Origin of the sequence: Flavobacterium sp. FlaQc-52, from assembly GCF_044007495.1 — a bacterium.
Classification (GTDB): Bacteria; Bacteroidota; Bacteroidia; order Flavobacteriales; family Flavobacteriaceae; genus Flavobacterium; species Flavobacterium cupriresistens.
This window is the reverse complement of sequence record NZ_JBIPCV010000002.1, coordinates 621957-639002: the sequence shown is the minus strand read 5'-3', so window position 1 is coordinate 639002 and position 17046 is coordinate 621957. Positions and strand designations below refer to the sequence as shown.

The window sequence follows — 17046 nt, the reverse complement described above, 5'->3', positions numbered from 1 at the left end:
GGAGAAAATCAGCCTAATCTGCAAAATCTGCGTGCACAAAAAACTTAGTACCATTATATCTCCCTGTCTTTACTGACTTACACTATTATAAAGAATTAAAAAATCTCTCCAGATCTTGCGGTTAAGATTTTTTAGTATATTTAGTTCATGAATGATACAAAATTAATTGATATTGCTTCGGCATTAGGAATTTCTGTCACCACCGTTTCGAAAGCCCTGAAAGGTTATACAGACATTAGCCAAAGTACTCGCGCAAAAGTAATTGAGATGGCAGATAAGATGAACTATATGCCTAACTCTGTTGCCGTAAACCTCAGGACTAATGAAACCAAAACTATCGGAGTCATCGTTCCTGCGACCGTGCATCACTTTTTTTCGAGCGTTCTCAACGGAATTTTAGAAGAAGCCGAAGAAAGAGGCTACATGGTTATTATTCTGCAGTCAAGTGAAAAATATGAGTTAGAGAAAAAGCAAGTCGCCTTATTGCTTCAAAAAAGAGTAGATGGTATTCTGATGTCTCTTTCAAACGAAACCGATGATTTTTCGCATATCAATGAAGCTATTCGAAAAAAGACTCCTGTGGTTTTATTTGATAAAATTGCTAAAAGGGTTGATTGTTCAAAGGTTGTAATTAATGACATGAAGGCCGCATATGATGCGGTAACCTATTTAATAGAAAAAGGATATAAAAAGATCGCTCATTTTCGCGGTTCTTATGTTCCTCAGAATTCCATCGATCGCTTTCTAGGATATAAAAAGGCATTAGAAGATCATAATATAGTATACGATCCTTCTTTGGTTTACGTTTGTGATCACAATACAGATTTTGAAGATGGTTATGAGAATGCCAAAAAATTAATAGAAGACCACGATGATGTAGATGCCGTTTTTGCCATTACAGATTTGGTTGCTATCGGAATTATTAAATATTTTAACGACAACAAAATAAAAACCCCGGAGCAAGTTGCAGTTTTTGGATTCAGCAACTGGTTCATGAGTACGGTAATTTCGCCTAAACTAACTACTATCGACCAACCCGGCTATGATATCGGATATCGTGCCGCCGCAATATTAATTGATGAAATCACACAACTCAAAGAACATCTTCCGGTAGTGCATCAGACAGTTGTATTGCCTACTTATATTATTGAAAGGGAGTCTACGCAGAGAACTTTGTAATCTACGTTAAATAAAAAAAATCAAACACTTACACTAAGTTAGCGAAATATAAAAAAGGCTGGATCAACTTACTTAACTAAAAAAAAATGAGGTCATTAATACCCCATTTTTTTCTTTTATTGTCATTTCGAAGAATGAGAAATCACACTAGTAATTCCACAAAGATTAGCGACTTACTGTCTGGCTTCTCTTGTGTGATTTCTCATTCTTCGAAATGACAAAATTCGATTATTATATTGATAAACCAGCATTGTTCTCTAGACTCAAAAGCCTTTTAACGCTTAAACTTCTTTGATTTGAAAATCTTCCCTTTGTCTGTAATCATCATACAACTATACTCCGGGTACTGATTGATTAATTGAAGTCCTGCTTCTTTTCCTAGAACAATTAAGGAAGTACTAAATCCATTTGCCATTTCTGCGCTGGGACCAAAAACGGTAACACTTACCAATCCGGTAGCGGGATAACCCGTAATTGGATTTATAATGTGAGAATAGCGTTTACCTTTTAATTCTACAAACTTTTCGTAATCACCCGATGTCGTTACGGCTTCTCTTTTTAACGGAACTATTTTAACAAACTTCTCGGTATCAAAAGGGTTTGTAATGCCAATAGTCCATTCTTTTCCGTTGGGTTGTTTTCCCCAGGTTGTCAAATCACCGGATGCATTTACAATTCCGGCTTTTATGCCTTTAGCTTCCATAACTTCACGGGCTTTGTCGGCTGCATATCCTTTTCCAATTGATCCAAAACCGATTTTCATTCCAGGCAATTGGAGGAAAATAGTCGATTGAATGCTGTCCAAAACTATGTTTTTATACCCCACCTTCTCTACCGACTTTTTAATTTGTTCAGGAGTTGGGATTTCGGTCATTGAACCGTCAAATTTCCACACCTTTTCCATTGCGGCAAAACTAATGTCAAAAGCACCTTTTGTCATTTTTGAAATTGCAATGGCCCGTTTGGTAAGATCAAACACTTCCTTGTCTACTTTTACGGCACGAATACCGGCATTATGATTGACTTCGGAAACTTGAGAATCTGATTTCCAATCTGAGATAAGATTTTCTATGCGTGTAATTTCTGCAATGGTTTCGTTTATTCGGGTTTCGGCGGTCAAAGAATCCTGCGCTACGATGGTAATATCAAAACGACTTCCCATCAATAAAGTGGTTCTTTTTCGCATTACCTCTTGCCCTGTACAGCAGAAACTAAACAGGATCAAGGAAATTAGAATAGTATTTTTAAATTTCATAATCGTATTTTATAACCTTATAACCTGAGTTGAATGATTAAGTTACTGATTTTTTTTTAACACATAGAAACATAGATTTGGAAATTATAATTCGATAAATTTTAAGAAAATCACACTTTTTTCACATAGTGTCATGCAATTTATTTAAAGTAAAACGTCTTTCTAAGCTTTGTTAACTATGTCTCTATGTGTTACAATTAATTGCACCCAACGGATATTAAATACTAACAAACAATAATTTAAATATTAAACGAGTTCCGGTTAATAACAATCTGCCAGCACCTGCTTATTTGCTTTATAATAGGCGAGATTATTTCCGTTTTTCTCTATGCAAATGGCGTCCAGTACTTTTTCAACATCTTGTTGCATTACCAGTGAACCGCAGATCATAACAACTCCACCTTGTTGCAATAAAGTAGCAAAGAACTCAGCCTCTTTTTGTATTAAATCCATCACATAACATTGATTTTGTTCGCGTGAAAAGGCAATATGAAAATCTTTTAACTGTTGCTTCTCAATCTGGTTTTCTGCAAACTGTTTGTGTTTGGTAACGGTTTCAGTTTCATTTCGAAAACCTGTATACAAATGACAGGCTACCTTGCTCTTATTTTGTTCTATCATTCCCAGAAATGGGGCAATTCCAGTTCCGTTTGAAATCATAGCCACAGCATTAGCTTTCTTTGGAAAATGGAAGGCTTCGTTTTTCATCACGCGAGCTTTGATAACCGAACCCGGCTGAAGATTGTACAAATATTCTGAACCCAGTCCATGTGGATGCAATTTTACCACGAGACTTATATTGCCATTACTTTTTCCAATCGAATACAAACGATCTCTGCCATCTCCTGCAGGATAAACAGCGAGCAAATCTCCTGAAGTGAACTTTGTTCTCATTCCGGCACGCAAGATCAACATAAAGGTATGATCGGTTTCTGAAATTGTCGTTTTTTCCAACACAATCATTTTTTCTACTCCTTTTGGCTTTTGAGCATAAGTTGCTGGCGTTGTAGCTAAAGTAATTTCAGATTTTGTATTCCATTTTTTAACCCAGCCCGCAAATTGTACGGGGGATTTATCATCGATCGTATGCAAATCCAAAAAGCGGTTGCTCCAGGTTTGAGCGGTCAAAATTTCATCTGTTTTTCTAGCAAAACCGCAGAAATCAGGATATGATTTTGAACCAAATCCGATTACAGAAACATTAACTTTTTGTTCTTGCGGGTATTGTTCAATCAAGGACAAAAATTTGGTTCCATTTGAAGGTGCATCCCCTAGTCCGTGTGTAGAAGTAAAAATAATAATATGTTCTGCTTTTGAAAATTGAGCATATTCATTTAAACCTCCCAAATAAGAAGAAAAACCGTTCGTCAGTAATTGCGTATGAACCGCATTGGTAAAACGTAATGTACTTCCGTTTTCTGAGCCTGCCAATAAAATAAATTGACTGTCTTTTGCTTTGTGTTTGTTTTTAATTCGGGTTTCCCTGCGACGTAAAGTCATTGCAAATCCGGAATAAATAAAAAATAAGATGTTTAGTGCTGCTATTGCCAAAACGATTGCCCAAATGGCACTTGCTCTTCCGGTATGCAGATCAAGGCTCAGGTTTTCGAGCAAAACTGTAGTTGGATAGTGTACTTCACTACTAATTTGCCCTGTAAACTGGTTTACCTGTATTTCACGGTCTGTTAATTTCAGTACATAAACTTCTTCGGGATCTTCTGTATCAAAAGGAAATTCTATTTTTTGAACTTCAGCAAGTTTAGTCTTTTTGAAAATTTCAAAATCGGCAATACTCTGCTGTTTAAGAGCCTTATTTTCAACTTGTACTTCTTTCTGATCGCTTTTGTTTTCAGGGAAAAGTTTAAATCTTTGCATCGAAAGATACGTACCCGAAAGTGCCATGATCAAAATAGGAATTAACATCAGTCTTCCTAAGATAACGTGGTAATATTGTACAAAACTGTCTTTAATAATTTTAGAGAAAAAACGTCGTAATCCTTTTTGTCTCTGTATCACTAATACGGAACCCGAAATAGCAATCAGAAAAAGTAAAAAAGAATTAACGCCCACAAAAAGTCTTCCGGCTTCATGTAAAAAAAGAGAACGGTGAAGTGAGGTAACCCATTGTATAAAATCGCTTTTCTTTTGGTTTTTTCCTACTACTTTGCCGGTAACAGGATTAATGTATGCATCAACATCGTTTCCGTCTTCATCAAGACCTTTTAATGTTGTAAATTGATTGTGATCTACGCTGATTTCACTAACTTCCAGATAATTTTTAGTCAACGCAGGAAGAACCTCCGCTACTGACAAATTCTCAAAATTAGCTACACGATAAGGCGGTATTTTCTCCCCTATTGCGTCGACAGCAAGTACCACTCCGGTAAGCGATGCCAAAACAAGAAAGAGTGAAGAAAATACCGCCAAAGTTAAATGAGCATATCTCCAAACGGATAATGTCATATGCCTTATATATTGCTAAGTTTTACATATCTAATGTAGCCTTTACCTTCCACTTTTTCAGTAATACCAGCTGTTGTTAAAGGTATTTCTGCGTCAGTCACGTGATATTTTTGATCTTCAACTGCTGATTCAAAACGTATTTTATACCCTTTGTCTATTTTAGCGGTTTCGATTTCAAACATCGTCACACTGCGGTCTCCTCCAGTTACAGAAGCACCTGTTTTTGCGCTTACATCTGCCTTTTTAGAACTGAATTTATGCCATTCTTTTAAACTTGTATACCATTTTTTATCATCACCCATTACATACAGGGTTTTTTCATATTCTCCTTTAGCATTAATAAGCGATACAGCTACATAAGCTCCTTCACCTACATAGTTTGACATTTGCAAAAGACATTTGTATTTGGTGGTTTGTGCCGAAGCCTGAAAAGAAAATAGGGATACAAGTACTGCCATCAGGCAGATTTTAGATACTGATTTCATTTATATTTATTTACTATTTTAAAAAGTCAATTGCTATATTATTCTTTGTTAACAATTCATTCTCTTGTGCCAGATTATAAGCTGTTTCGTCAAATTCAGTCTTAATCTCTTTTTTAGCCCCGATCGACAACAAATACTTCAAAACACTATCATCTTTTGCAATCATAGCAGCTTTGTGTAATGCTGTTAAACCTTCTTTATTTTTAGCATTGACATCAATGTTTAATCCGTCCAGTTTTTTCAACAAAGCGATATTGTTTTTGGCGGCAGCAGTATAATACAGGGTGCTTCCGTCTTTTTGTTGCGCTGCAAAGTTAATTCCTTTACCCTTTAATAAATTCAATTTATCGTCAAAATCGTCTTTTTGTGCTCCGCCTCTTGAACCTTTGTAAGATTCAATCAGATAGAATGCCAAATTGTTTCCTGCAGTGTCCTTAACATTGATGTCAGCTCCTTTGCTTAAAAGCAACGAGATCACTTCTGTAGAACTTCCTTTTACGGCCGCAGTTAATGCAGACTCTCCTTTAGTATTTACTGCATTGATATTTTTTACTTTTGGCAACAACGTTTGTATTAACTCAATATCTTTTCCTGCTGCTGCAATGATTAAAGCAGTATTTCCTTCTTTATCGGCTTTGTTTACGTCTACTCCTTTGTCTATAAAATACTTTACAATCTCAGCTTGCTTTTCTTTATAAGCAATGATATGAAGTACTGTTTGCCCATTTGAAGCAGTTGCAGTTGGTTTTAACTTTAAATCATCTACCAAGTATTTAAACACCTCGATAGAATTTGCACTTCTTCTCATTCCTTGAGCTGCCGTTATTAAAGCATTATCTGTATATTTTACTCCTTTGGCAGCTAATTTTTTCAATAAATCAACATTTCCTGATCTTGCTGCATAGTCAAAAGCAGTATTTCCATGACTATCAACCTCTTTAAGAGACAACCCTTTTGATACTAAATAATCTGTAATGGTTAAATCTTTATCTCCGGGAATCGCAAGTAATAAAAGGGTTGCTCCCTCACTGTATTTTTTCTTAGGATCAATTCCTGCCTTAAAAAAAGCATCATATGTCGTTGGATTATTTACCCCTGCCGAAGCAGCAAATGCAATTGGTGTTGTGCCATGGCTGTCTTCCAGATTAATATCAGAACCTTTGGCAATAAGATGTTGTACCAGTTCTGTGTTTCCTTTGTAAGCCGCCCAATGCAAATAAATACGATTATCGTGTGTCATTTTATTAGTTGCATTACCTGGGAGCTCTAACAAATATTTAATATCCTCCAAAGGTGCGCTATTATTAATGGCCAAAACAACCGGATCGAAAGCATTTGCATTTAATTCTGCAGGATTATTTCCTTTTTCTATTTCAGCTTTTAAAGTCGCTAAATTTGGAGCAGCTTTCCAGAAATTTGCATCTAAAAGTTTATTTTCCTGAGCGTTAACCTGCAATGTCGCTGCGATTATGGCAGTAAAAAGTATTTTTTTCATAATTTAAATAATAACAAATGGTAGTGTATGAAACGAAACAATCCGCCCCGTGATTTCGAGGCGGAAAGTTAGTTCTTATTTAGAATATTTCAAAATAAGAATTAATGAATCTGTTCTAATTTTTCAACAAAAATCCTAGAACACTCCAATATAGCGATTTCCAGCTTTATTGATTAATTTAGCACCTTTTGTAACGGCTCCGGTTTTACCGTCAATAATATAGATATTACCATCTTTACCAACAGGAGTAACTGCAATAAAAAGTTCATTCTTATCTACTACGAAACCTTGATACTGCTCAAAACTTAAATCAGCATCATATGCAATACCTTCTACTAACTTAGCTGTTTTTGCAGTAAGATCAATTCTGGCCACAAAACTTTGCTTGCTAGCTCCAACTCTGTATACTGCATACGCAATAGCATTACCAACATATCTCCAAGCTTCCACATAAGATCCTTTTACTCCTAAAGCAGTATCTAAACTAAAGTCATAAGTGTTATCGTATTGATTGTTTTGATTGATTTTTAAGATATAAGAACCTTTAATTAAATCTCTCTGAGTTGCCTGATAAATGTTTCCGTCAGTAGCAAGAAAACTGTTAAAACTTCTAAAACCACTTGTGTCTCCAAAAGCTACTGTAGAAGTAATAATCTGAGGATTTGTTAATGAAGGATAATCTACTACTACAGATTTAGAACCTAAACGTTCAAATGTAGTTTCGTTTTGCGCTGTAGCCGGATTTGTCTTACGCATCCAGGTACCGATAATCAATTTATCTCCTGCTTTGTTAAGTGTTGGAGCATCTAAACGAAAAATATGATGTCCTAAAACTTCCTCTGCATCAGACAATGGAATTTGGTATTGTTTAGCTGCAGAGATTGCAATTCCCTTTAAATCTAAAGACAATACGGTAGCACTACCTCTGGTGTGCTTATAAGTCTTGTCTTCATTAGTAACCACAACCGGAGCTGTTATATTTACCGCTACACCTGTTTTATCTCCGTCAAAAAGTTTGTTCCATCTTGGTGCTGTTCCCGCATATTGCGAAATGTTTACCGTGTTTCCTGATTGCAAAAAGTTTTTTCCCCCACCTACGGCATAAGTCATAAATTCACCTCCATTTGCTCCTGTGTAGGTAATATTAAAAAGTGTATTACCATCTACAGACGATTGTAAACGTGCTGTTCTATTTGATTGTACAGGAGCACCATCGTCAAAAACATTAACAGAGAAACCTGGATCTTTTGCATTTTCTTTACTTATCGAAAATACTCTGGTCCCACCATCACCATCACCTGGCAATGTTTGCATTAAAGCTCCAGCAAGGGTAATCCAACGACTATCTGCTGCTGGCGGAGCAACAATAACCTCTTCTTTTTTATCGTCACTACTGCAGCTAGTTACTAGTCCAAATGTGGTTAGAACCAAACCACATGCAAGTAATTTAAAGGTACTCTTTTTCATATCTATTGTATTAAAAATTTAATTATTAAAATTTACTGATTGTATAGTTCAACTTCACATAAAAGGCTCTTCCTGGTTTTTGGGCACCGAAATTGTCGTATATCTGTTCGTCAAAAATGTTTCTGGCATCAAAACTTATTACAAAGTTCTTATTAGGTAAGGTGTAACTAGCTCCTAAATCTTGTGGAAACTGTGCCGGCGCATAATCTATTTCAAGCCATCCAGTGTAAAATGGAGCTACATAACCACAATTGTAATACAGATTTAGTTCTGATTTATGTTGTATAAAATCTTTAAAATTGTATTGAACACTTCCATTCACTGTAAAAAAGGGCTCGTTTGGCAACTGTTGATTGTATCGCTCCAGGACAGTACCATTACTATCGTACTTCATTTTAAATAGGGAGTTAAATTTTGACATGTTCAGCGATACAAACAATCTGTTATCGTAAACATACTCTGCTGAGGCTTCAAAACCTACTGACTGTGCTCTTCCTATATTTACAAAAGGCGATGCCTCGATTGCTTCATTTAATTTTTCGCTAATTCTTTGAACAATTTTATCTTCAGAATTTCTCCAGAAATAAGATCCACCCCAAGAAATTTTATGTTCATTGTATTTATAAGGTCCGAATCTCAACCCTACATTCAGGTTATTACTCAGCTCCGGTCTTAAATCAAGGTTCGCTAAAATATTAGATCCAGGTCTTCCAAATATCTCATCATCAGCCGGTAATCGGTATGCTTTCTCTGCAGAGGCCGAAACCATCACTTTTGGTGTCACGTAATAAGATCCTGCGAATCCATAACCATAAACCGAGGTGGTGTTTTTGATTACCTTTTCCGTTATAACATTTTGTACCACACTCCAGTTTCTGTGTGCAAATTTTTGCTCATAGAATTTACCGAAAATATTTGTTTTCAAACGATTGTCAAAAGCACTCATTTCATAACCCAACGAAGTGATGCTTTTTTGATAATCGTTTCTAGGCTCAAAGGTTCTTTGCAATTCAGGCTTCATTATATCTAAATCACTTCGATCCAAATTATAAAACATGCTACCAAGTATTATTTTATGATTTTCGTTCAGACTGTAATTTAATCCGGCTCTTGTATTGAGAATATTATTTTTTATCGTAAGCAGTGTTGCCGGGCCTTGTTGCGCTCCAGTATTTGATAAAAATGGGTTTCCATCTAGATTAACCGACTTCTTTCCGTCCCAATTATAAACCCATTTCACGGTATCATTTACGATATCATTTCTTTGGCTGTAAACCGCATTCATTGTAAATTCAAGCCCTTTTATCAAAAAGTCTTTTTTGGCATAATTTAGACTTAACACATGAGCCTCAGATTCTGTAAAACGACCTTTATACGGTTTTGTCATATATTGTCCGTGTTGGATTTGATTGTAATCTGCTGAACCATTGTAACCGATCAGAAAAGCATCGGCCCAATTAACTTTTGTAAAACCGGCCTCAACTCGTCCGCCATAAGAGCGGTACATACTTTCAAAACGTTTGACTCTGGTCGGAATCTGTTCTCCATTGGGCTTTATGTTGTACACAAATCTTCCCCATACTTCATAATCGTTGTCGGAGTAATTTGAAAATCCCGATGCTTTTACCGTAAAACCGGACTTAGCACGATAACTTGCATTTAGATTGGCTTGAAAAGTATTGAATGAACCGTATGAAACAGAAGCGTTTAAAGTATTTTTAGCTCCGTTTTTAAGAATAACGTTGATGGCTCCACCTAATGCATCATCAGCCAGGTGTGCGGGAATAACGCCTTTGTACACTTCGATACGCTCTATTAGCGCCGGTGGGATACTATTTAAACTGAAGGATGGGCCATAAGTAGAAATCGAAATTCCGTCAATAAATACGCGTACTGCATTTCCTGACATTCCGTTTAGGTTGTAATCCACTCTGGAACCCAGTCCCCCGTTTTGTCGAATTCTAACCCCTACGGATCGGTCTAATAAATCGTTTGTTTGAAGATTTCTTTTGGCTGCTTCCTCAGTCTCAATGACATTTACAGAAAACCCCTTGTTGATAATCTCTTTTTTAACCGATGTTTTTTGAATAACAACTTCCTTTAAACCCTGTGCCCCTTTCTTTTCTATTGTAATGGCAACCGTCAAAGAAGGACGGTCTAAAACGATATTCATTGTTTTTGTATGAGCTTCTGCAGAAGAAACCTCTAAAGTATGCGCTCCATAAGGAAGTCCCTTAATTTCAAATCGGCCCTCATTGTCTACCACAACGTATTTTTGAGTCCCCATGACCATTACTGTTGCACCAAAAGCATGTTCCTTGTCATTAAAAGTAACTTTTCCACCAACATTTCCGTTTTGAGACCAGGCCGAAAAATTAACCAGCAAGAACATGAACAATAGTAAACGCATTTTTTTGAATTTCTTAAAATAGGAAGGCAAAACTAGCAATCTATTTTTACTTAATCTAAATAAGCAGATTAGAAAATCATTAGAATTACATTAGAGATTCTAATGTTAATGAAAAAAGAGTCGTTACATTCATTCAATTTACCCTTCAAAACAAATACTCAGAAAGGGAGCGCGTAGTACTATTTATCTCATGCTTAATAATTATGCCATCGAGAATTTCGAAATCTTAAAGACGACTTATGTTCGTACATCCAATAATCTTAGAATTACCTCTTATATAAAAACAAGAATATTCATCCTTTTAGTAACGTAAATATAAATATTATTTACAAATATAAACTCATATAAATCATATATGAATCAATACAAACTCTTTCAAACTGCTCCTCTTATATTTGTGCCAATACAAAGAAAGAGGTTTCATGAATTTTTAGTTTTTTATTAGTTTTAAGCATAACTTCTGTTATGCTTTTTTTTGACAACTATCTTAGTATTATAAGAATTATTACTTATTTATAATGCTTTATATCAAAATATTTTACATTTTTGCTGACTTTAATGAATACTTGACTTATTTTTCCAAATAATTCTCTATTCGACTAACCCCACTTTTATTATGAAAAAAAACTACTTTATTCTCTTTTTACTGTTTTCTTTAAAAATTCTGGCGCAGGATATTGATAACAAATGCGGCTTTAAGATTGAATTAAATAAAATTGACCCTGCTGTTCTTAAAATGCAGGAAATGCAATTACAGCAAAAGATAAAAGAACGCGACGAGTTTTCAAAAACCTCAAAAAACAACGCGACTGTTCTTTATCAAATTCCAATTGTGATACATATTATACATACAGGTGAAGCTTTAGGAACAGGATTAAATTTATCTGAAGAGGTGGTCCTAAACTATGTAAAAAGATTAAATCTATACTATCGCTATTTAAATGGTGATGTGAATTTTGATAAGCGTTATGGTTTAGATTCTAAAATCGAATTTGTTTTGGCAGTACGTGATCCAAAAGGAAATTGTACTAACGGTATTGAAAGATATGATTATTCAAACAACGTTACTTACGTTAGCGGCGGAATAAATGATAAGACTGGAGTACCTGATTCCCAAATTAGAGCAGCCATGCAGTGGGATCCAAAAAAATATTACAATGTTTATTTAGCAAAAGTTCCAGGAGTTAACGGTTATGCTTATTATCCCGGAACAAGCACAGACGGGGCTTTTATTAACGCAACGCTTGCCTATGATCTCAATAACAAAACAATTGCACACGAAATAGGACATGGATTAGGCCTACGTCATACTTTTGAGGGAAGTTCCGATACTACATGTCCGTCATTAGCCCCTGCTTCAGGGGATCTTTGTGAAGATACCCCGCCACATCTCGAAACAAATCAGGATTGTGATAAAAACAAAGACGAAGATATTAATGCATGTGCTCTAAATTATGTTGATTCGAGAACTGGATTATCGTTAAAAAGTAATAAATACTTTATGAATAATATAATGTCGTATTCTCCGAACTCTTGTAAATTCATGTTTACACAAGACCAAATCGACAGAATGATCGCTACATTAGAAACAACCCGAAAAGGTTTATTGGCTCAAAACGGAAATTTATCTTTAGTACCGGTACAACAAGCAGAAGTTGATTTTGTTGCAGATAAAACTATAATCTGCCCTTCTAATAATAGCGTTACACTAAGAGATGCCTCAACCTGTATCCCTAACAGCCTTTTACCAAACAGCCAATATCCCGGCATTAGTTTTCTTTGGACTGTTACAAATGGCACTACAACATTAAACTCTACTGTGCAGAATCCAAGTTTTGCTTTGACACAAGGCGGAACTTATGATGTAACATTAGCCATTACCACTTCAGCAGGAACTGTTACAAAAACAAAATCAAAGCTTATTACTATAGGTGAGACCGGAACTGCTCCGTCTTGTAAATTTGGAACGTACCAAAGCGGAAACTTTGGAGCTGCATTAAGTAAAGTAGAATTCAACACCATACAAAACACAACTCCTGTAAGTCTAAATGAACAATACTCTGATTTTAAATGTTCAAAAATTACCGAAGTTCAAACCTCTAAAAGTTACAAATTACAAGCCTCTATCTCTACTATAACAAGTCGTAATAGTTATGTTAAAGCTTGGATTGACTATAATAATGACGGGGCTTTTAATAAAAGTGAAGTCATCTTTGCCGGTAAACAAATGAGAGACCAAACCCAAACGCTACGTACTGTTTTATCGCACGATATTGTAATTCCTAATCAGGTTGTAAGCAATAAAATTTTAACGATGCGTATCGTTTACAGATCTTCTTCTGCTGATTTAGACCCTTACTCTGATGCAGCAATATCAGACTCCGGCTGTTATCCAAGTTCATCAAATGTTTTTGATGTTGAAGACTATGGTATAATAATCAAAAGTGGAACATTGGGTGTTGAAAATTTCGAAAGCGAGCTACCATCTTATGTTATCTATAAAAACAGCGGTTCTTTCAGGGTTGAAGCCAATAAGATACTATTACAGGAAATCTATGTTTACGATATTACCGGTAAAGTTTTATTTCATTTCGATAAAATAAATTCAGCCCACTATGATTTACCCGTATTAAACAATCACCAGATGTATATTATTAAACTAAAAGATACAAATGGTACTGTTTATTCTAAAAAGGTCATCAATTAATTCAAGTTGCCAGTTCTCTTATCACTAAAATGAAACAAGTTATAAGATTGTCTAAAAAAATCTCACGCAAAATCTGCAGATTTTAGCAGGATGTAATAAAAAAAATCCGCAAAATCTGCAAAATCTGCGTGAAAAAGCTCTTAACTTAATGACATTGAGCTAAAGCTCGAGGCTATTCAGATTGAAAAAAAAACAATTAGCTAGCAACTTGAATTAATTAGAATTTAGCTTTTTAGAGGTTTGCCATTTAAATAAGTTATAAAACAAGAAAGCTCCTGTTCAGTCGAACAGGAGCTTTTCAAACAAATTAATCTCAATCAATTCAAAATTACAATTTTCACTTTTTACTCTTCAATTTTCACTTTTAATTTTTATCCGACAGTCCACGGGTTAACCATCCTCTTTTATTTGCTGTAACAATTGCATAAGGCGTTATCCAGAACAAACTAAAGGTGTAGAATATACTATAGGAATATGCCCATAGGGACTCAGCAAAATTGTATCTTTTGGCGTAAAACAAAACCGGAAAAGTAGACACTATCAAGATACTTAACAAAGTCGAGCTTAAAAACAACAACGGATGTGTCAGTATAAAAAACAGCATAAAAATCAGAAACGGATATGCTAAAATGATTTGCAAAGATTGGTTCACAAACAAAAGTCTTGTACCAAACTTAGATCCTTTTCTAAAATCTTTAAAAACATATTGTGCCATCATAAGATTCTCACGCACATTACTCCTGCTCCATCTGATAAACATTTTGTATAAACCGGTATATTCTTCCGGTACATTTGTTAACACTAAAGCATTTCGCTGAAACAACACATGAAGTCCTTGTTTTAAAATCATATTGGTCATCGCACGATCTTCTCCAATGTCAGAAGGTTGTCCCATAAAGGTTTGATTGATCCATTCCGGAAGACACTCCAAAACAGCATCTCTACGGTATGCCGCTGCTGCACCCGGAGTACAAAGCACCGATCCCAGACTACTTTCAGCAGAACGCATAAATTCAAAACTCATTACAAAACTTACGTTTAACATTTTAGGAAGCAATGCTTTTTTATTGTTCAAAACAAGAACATTCCCGGCAACTGCACCACATTTTTCGTCAACTATAAAAGGACTCAATAAATTTCTCAAAGTATCCTTTTTTACAATCGAATCGCTATCTACCGTTACAAAAATTTCTCCCGTACCAAGTTCAAATCCACGGTGAAGTGCGTGTCGTTTTCCGGCATTTTCAGGTTGCTGAAAAATAGTCAAACGATCTCCTAACTTTATTTTTGCCTGTTGCATCCAGTACCAGGTATCATCTTTACTCCCATCATCAATAGCAAGTATTTGTAGTTTTTGCTCCGGAAAATCACTTTCGGCTAAACTCAATAAAGTATCCCAAACCAATTTCCCTTCATTATACGCAGGAACGATAACGGTACAGGTTGGCAATAAATCATCCGAAACGGACTCGATTGGTTTGTAGCGCAGGTAAAGAAATAAATTATAAGCAAAAACACCACTTTGAAAGACAAATAAAGCAATCGCTAAAATTAAAAAAGGAAATCCCCAACTGGAATTTATTCGGTCAATTTGAAACTGATCAAAATCGGTTTGAAATTGATGCACCATAAAAGCGCCCGTTAACATCAGTATAAAAGTACTTGCAAGGACTATTAAACCTAATGGACTTGCCTTTTCTTCACTGTTATTGGTTGCTGTTTTACTCTTAAAACGAAAAATGGAACTGCTTACAGAATGTTCGTTATTGTTTGTATTGTCGCTTGTAGTATAAAATTGTTCTGAAATAATTGTTTCACTCTTCATATTGTACTTCTATTGATTTCTATCCTATGGCTTTTAAATAAATTTTCCCGAAAACAGGAATTCACAGTAACACATTTAGCAATGCATGTGCCATTATCCTATAAAATGGATTCTGAGGGATTTACGATAATTCAATACGATTTAGTGTGTATAAAGTTTATACACTTGTACAATGTTTATACAGGTTTTGTGTATCCGGAAGCTAAGATTACGAGTAAATACAATTGCTTTGAAGTGTTGCAACCGTCAATTCTATCAATTTTGAAAAGTACTTCAAAATGAATTTTAAAATGCTCCTGTATTAACGCAAAAAAAAGAGGAATAGTATTTATCTACTCCTCTTTTCATGTTTCATGTTTCATGTTTTATGCTTCATGTTTTACATTCCACCTTTCACAACAAACAAGTCACATCAAACCATCTGAAAAAATTGCAATTTCCCTGAATCACACTCCACGGTTTAATTTATTCTTTTTTTCCTTTTAGAAGTTTGCCCTCTTTAGTAAACTCAAGATCAATTTTGTTCGTTAAATCTACATCGAGGTCTTTGTGACCGTAATCAATGTGGGTTATTTTTTCGTTCGGATAGTTTTTTGCCACATAGTCTTTAACAGCTGCCGGGATAAATGCAGTCGGAATTGGCTTCTTACCTCCGTCAACCTCCCGATAGGAACCGTCTTTCCAGAACTCAACTTCGGTTCCGTCTTTCAGTATGACTTCATATCCTTTTTCACCGTGTTCCGCGTCTTTTTTGACTACTTCAACAGTGGTATAACTAAAATGTTTTTTTAGAAAATCTTGTGATGCTTCGGGAAGCTCGGTAATTTTGATTCTCTTTTGCGCGTTAGCCGATATTGCAAACCCCAGCAATACTGTGGCAAAAATGATTTTTATTTTCATGATTCAACTGTTTTAAGGTTATTGCCTTACTAATTTACTACAAGCAAAAATGTTTCCAAATCAATTTAAGAAACCTTTATCACTTATAAAATGTCTCTTTAAAAATGCTAATCTTGTATTTTTTTACTTTTCTAAATGTGTTTACAGCTCATTACTAACTCCATTTCCAACACGATTTCGTCTTCCGGAATACTTTCAAATAAAAACACACAGCAAATAATTCTTTTTATTTCAGTTCGTAAGTCCCGTAAACATTCACTTTTACGCTCACGTTCATTTTTTTTTACATTTTTTTTATTTTTTTTGTCCAATTTTGAAAGTTCAATTGTTATTAGAGTATAAACATTTAAAAATCACACTACATGGAAACTAGAATTAACGTATTTGAAAAAGGTCAAAAAGCAATCGGAACTTTATTTGCAATTACCGGTTATTTGAAAAAATCAAGCCTCGATAGATCTCTTATGGAACTAATCGATTTTAGAATATCTCAAATTAACAATTGTGCTTATTGTTTAGATATGCACTCCAAAGAAGCATTGGCCAATGGCGAAACTACACAACGTTTATTTGGATTAAGCGCCTGGAAAGAAACTCCTTACTTTACAAAACGTGAAAGAATTGCTCTTGCCTACGCAGAAGCCGTAAATGCCTGCGATGTTCCCGATGAAATTTACAATATTGCACAAGAGGAATTTACGGAAGAAGAATTAATAGATCTTACGCTTGCCATCACGACAATAAACACCTGGAATCGCATTAACATTGCTTTTGCTAATACCCCAGGAACTTACAGAGTAGGGCAATTTGGATAATTAAATTGGATTTTTTAATCCCGCAAAACACTATTTTTATTGTTT

Annotated in this window: 11 protein-coding genes; 3 read left to right on the top strand and 8 right to left on the bottom strand. The window is 35.2% G+C overall.

What is annotated here, in order from left to right; genetic code table 11:
- Window positions 1-147: 147 nt before the first annotated feature.
- On the top strand, window positions 148-1179 hold the full coding sequence (locus ACHRV5_RS06520; protein WP_047776499.1) for a LacI family DNA-binding transcriptional regulator: 1032 nt from the start codon (window positions 148-150) through the stop codon (window positions 1177-1179).
- Between the two features lie 274 nt (window positions 1180-1453).
- On the opposite strand, the gene ACHRV5_RS06515 is transcribed toward ACHRV5_RS06520, so the two are convergent.
- The 6 genes from ACHRV5_RS06515 to ACHRV5_RS06490 all read right to left on the bottom strand — a co-directional run bounded on the left by ACHRV5_RS06515 (window position 1454) and on the right by ACHRV5_RS06490 (window position 10754).
- Complete coding sequence (locus ACHRV5_RS06515) at window positions 1454-2434, bottom strand: FAD:protein FMN transferase (protein ID WP_395426179.1); 981 nt, start codon at window positions 2432-2434, stop codon at window positions 1454-1456.
- Between the two features lie 261 nt (window positions 2435-2695).
- Window positions 2696-4897 (bottom strand): PepSY domain-containing protein, encoded by a 2202-nt coding sequence (locus tag ACHRV5_RS06510; RefSeq protein ID WP_395426178.1) that lies wholly within the window; start codon window positions 4895-4897, stop codon window positions 2696-2698.
- 5 nt (window positions 4898-4902) lie between these two features.
- The gene (locus ACHRV5_RS06505; protein WP_047776494.1) at window positions 4903-5382 is read right to left on the bottom strand and encodes a DUF2271 domain-containing protein; all 480 of its coding nucleotides are present in this window, start codon (window positions 5380-5382) and stop codon (window positions 4903-4905) included.
- A gap of 13 nt (window positions 5383-5395) precedes the next feature.
- The gene (locus ACHRV5_RS06500; protein WP_395426177.1) at window positions 5396-6877 is read right to left on the bottom strand and encodes an ankyrin repeat domain-containing protein; all 1482 of its coding nucleotides are present in this window, start codon (window positions 6875-6877) and stop codon (window positions 5396-5398) included.
- Window positions 6878-7012: 135 nt separating this feature from the next.
- On the bottom strand, window positions 7013-8344 hold the full coding sequence (locus ACHRV5_RS06495) for a hypothetical protein (RefSeq protein WP_395426176.1): 1332 nt from the start codon (window positions 8342-8344) through the stop codon (window positions 7013-7015).
- A 25-nt stretch (window positions 8345-8369) separates the two neighbouring features.
- Entirely contained in the window at window positions 8370-10754 is a 2385-nt protein-coding gene (locus ACHRV5_RS06490; protein WP_395426175.1) for a TonB-dependent receptor, read from the bottom strand.
- Window positions 10755-11370: 616 nt separating this feature from the next.
- Here ACHRV5_RS06490 and ACHRV5_RS06485 point away from each other — a divergent pair.
- Window positions 11371-13461 (top strand): M43 family zinc metalloprotease, encoded by a 2091-nt coding sequence (locus tag ACHRV5_RS06485; protein WP_395426174.1) that lies wholly within the window; start codon window positions 11371-11373, stop codon window positions 13459-13461.
- A 364-nt stretch (window positions 13462-13825) separates the two neighbouring features.
- Here ACHRV5_RS06485 and ACHRV5_RS06480 read toward each other — a convergent pair whose 3' ends face one another.
- Complete coding sequence (locus ACHRV5_RS06480) at window positions 13826-15286, bottom strand: glycosyltransferase (RefSeq protein ID WP_395426173.1); 1461 nt, start codon at window positions 15284-15286, stop codon at window positions 13826-13828.
- Window positions 15287-15751: 465 nt separating this feature from the next.
- Window positions 15752-16186 (bottom strand): PepSY-like domain-containing protein, encoded by a 435-nt coding sequence (locus tag ACHRV5_RS06475; RefSeq protein WP_230001784.1) that lies wholly within the window; start codon window positions 16184-16186, stop codon window positions 15752-15754.
- Window positions 16187-16548: 362 nt separating this feature from the next.
- On the opposite strand from ACHRV5_RS06475, the gene ACHRV5_RS06470 reads away from it, so the two are divergent.
- Window positions 16549-17001: a carboxymuconolactone decarboxylase family protein gene (locus ACHRV5_RS06470; protein ID WP_230001783.1), complete on the top strand. Its 453-nt coding sequence runs from the start codon at window positions 16549-16551 to the stop codon at window positions 16999-17001.
- Window positions 17002-17046 lie beyond the last annotated feature (45 nt).

Coding starts and splice junctions, on each gene's coding strand:
- ACHRV5_RS06520 (WP_047776499.1), top strand. CDS start 148: ATGAATGATACAAAATTAATTGATATTGCTTCGGCATTAGGAATTTCT.
- ACHRV5_RS06515 (WP_395426179.1), bottom strand. CDS start 2,434: ATGAAATTTAAAAATACTATTCTAATTTCCTTGATCCTGTTTAGTTTC.
- ACHRV5_RS06510 (WP_395426178.1), bottom strand. CDS start 4,897: ATGACATTATCCGTTTGGAGATATGCTCATTTAACTTTGGCGGTATTT.
- ACHRV5_RS06505 (WP_047776494.1), bottom strand. CDS start 5,382: ATGAAATCAGTATCTAAAATCTGCCTGATGGCAGTACTTGTATCCCTA.
- ACHRV5_RS06500 (WP_395426177.1), bottom strand. CDS start 6,877: ATGAAAAAAATACTTTTTACTGCCATAATCGCAGCGACATTGCAGGTT.
- ACHRV5_RS06495 (WP_395426176.1), bottom strand. CDS start 8,344: ATGAAAAAGAGTACCTTTAAATTACTTGCATGTGGTTTGGTTCTAACC.
- ACHRV5_RS06490 (WP_395426175.1), bottom strand. CDS start 10,754: ATGCGTTTACTATTGTTCATGTTCTTGCTGGTTAATTTTTCGGCCTGG.
- ACHRV5_RS06485 (WP_395426174.1), top strand. CDS start 11,371: ATGAAAAAAAACTACTTTATTCTCTTTTTACTGTTTTCTTTAAAAATT.
- ACHRV5_RS06480 (WP_395426173.1), bottom strand. CDS start 15,286: ATGAAGAGTGAAACAATTATTTCAGAACAATTTTATACTACAAGCGAC.
- ACHRV5_RS06475 (WP_230001784.1), bottom strand. CDS start 16,186: ATGAAAATAAAAATCATTTTTGCCACAGTATTGCTGGGGTTTGCAATA.
- ACHRV5_RS06470 (WP_230001783.1), top strand. CDS start 16,549: ATGGAAACTAGAATTAACGTATTTGAAAAAGGTCAAAAAGCAATCGGA.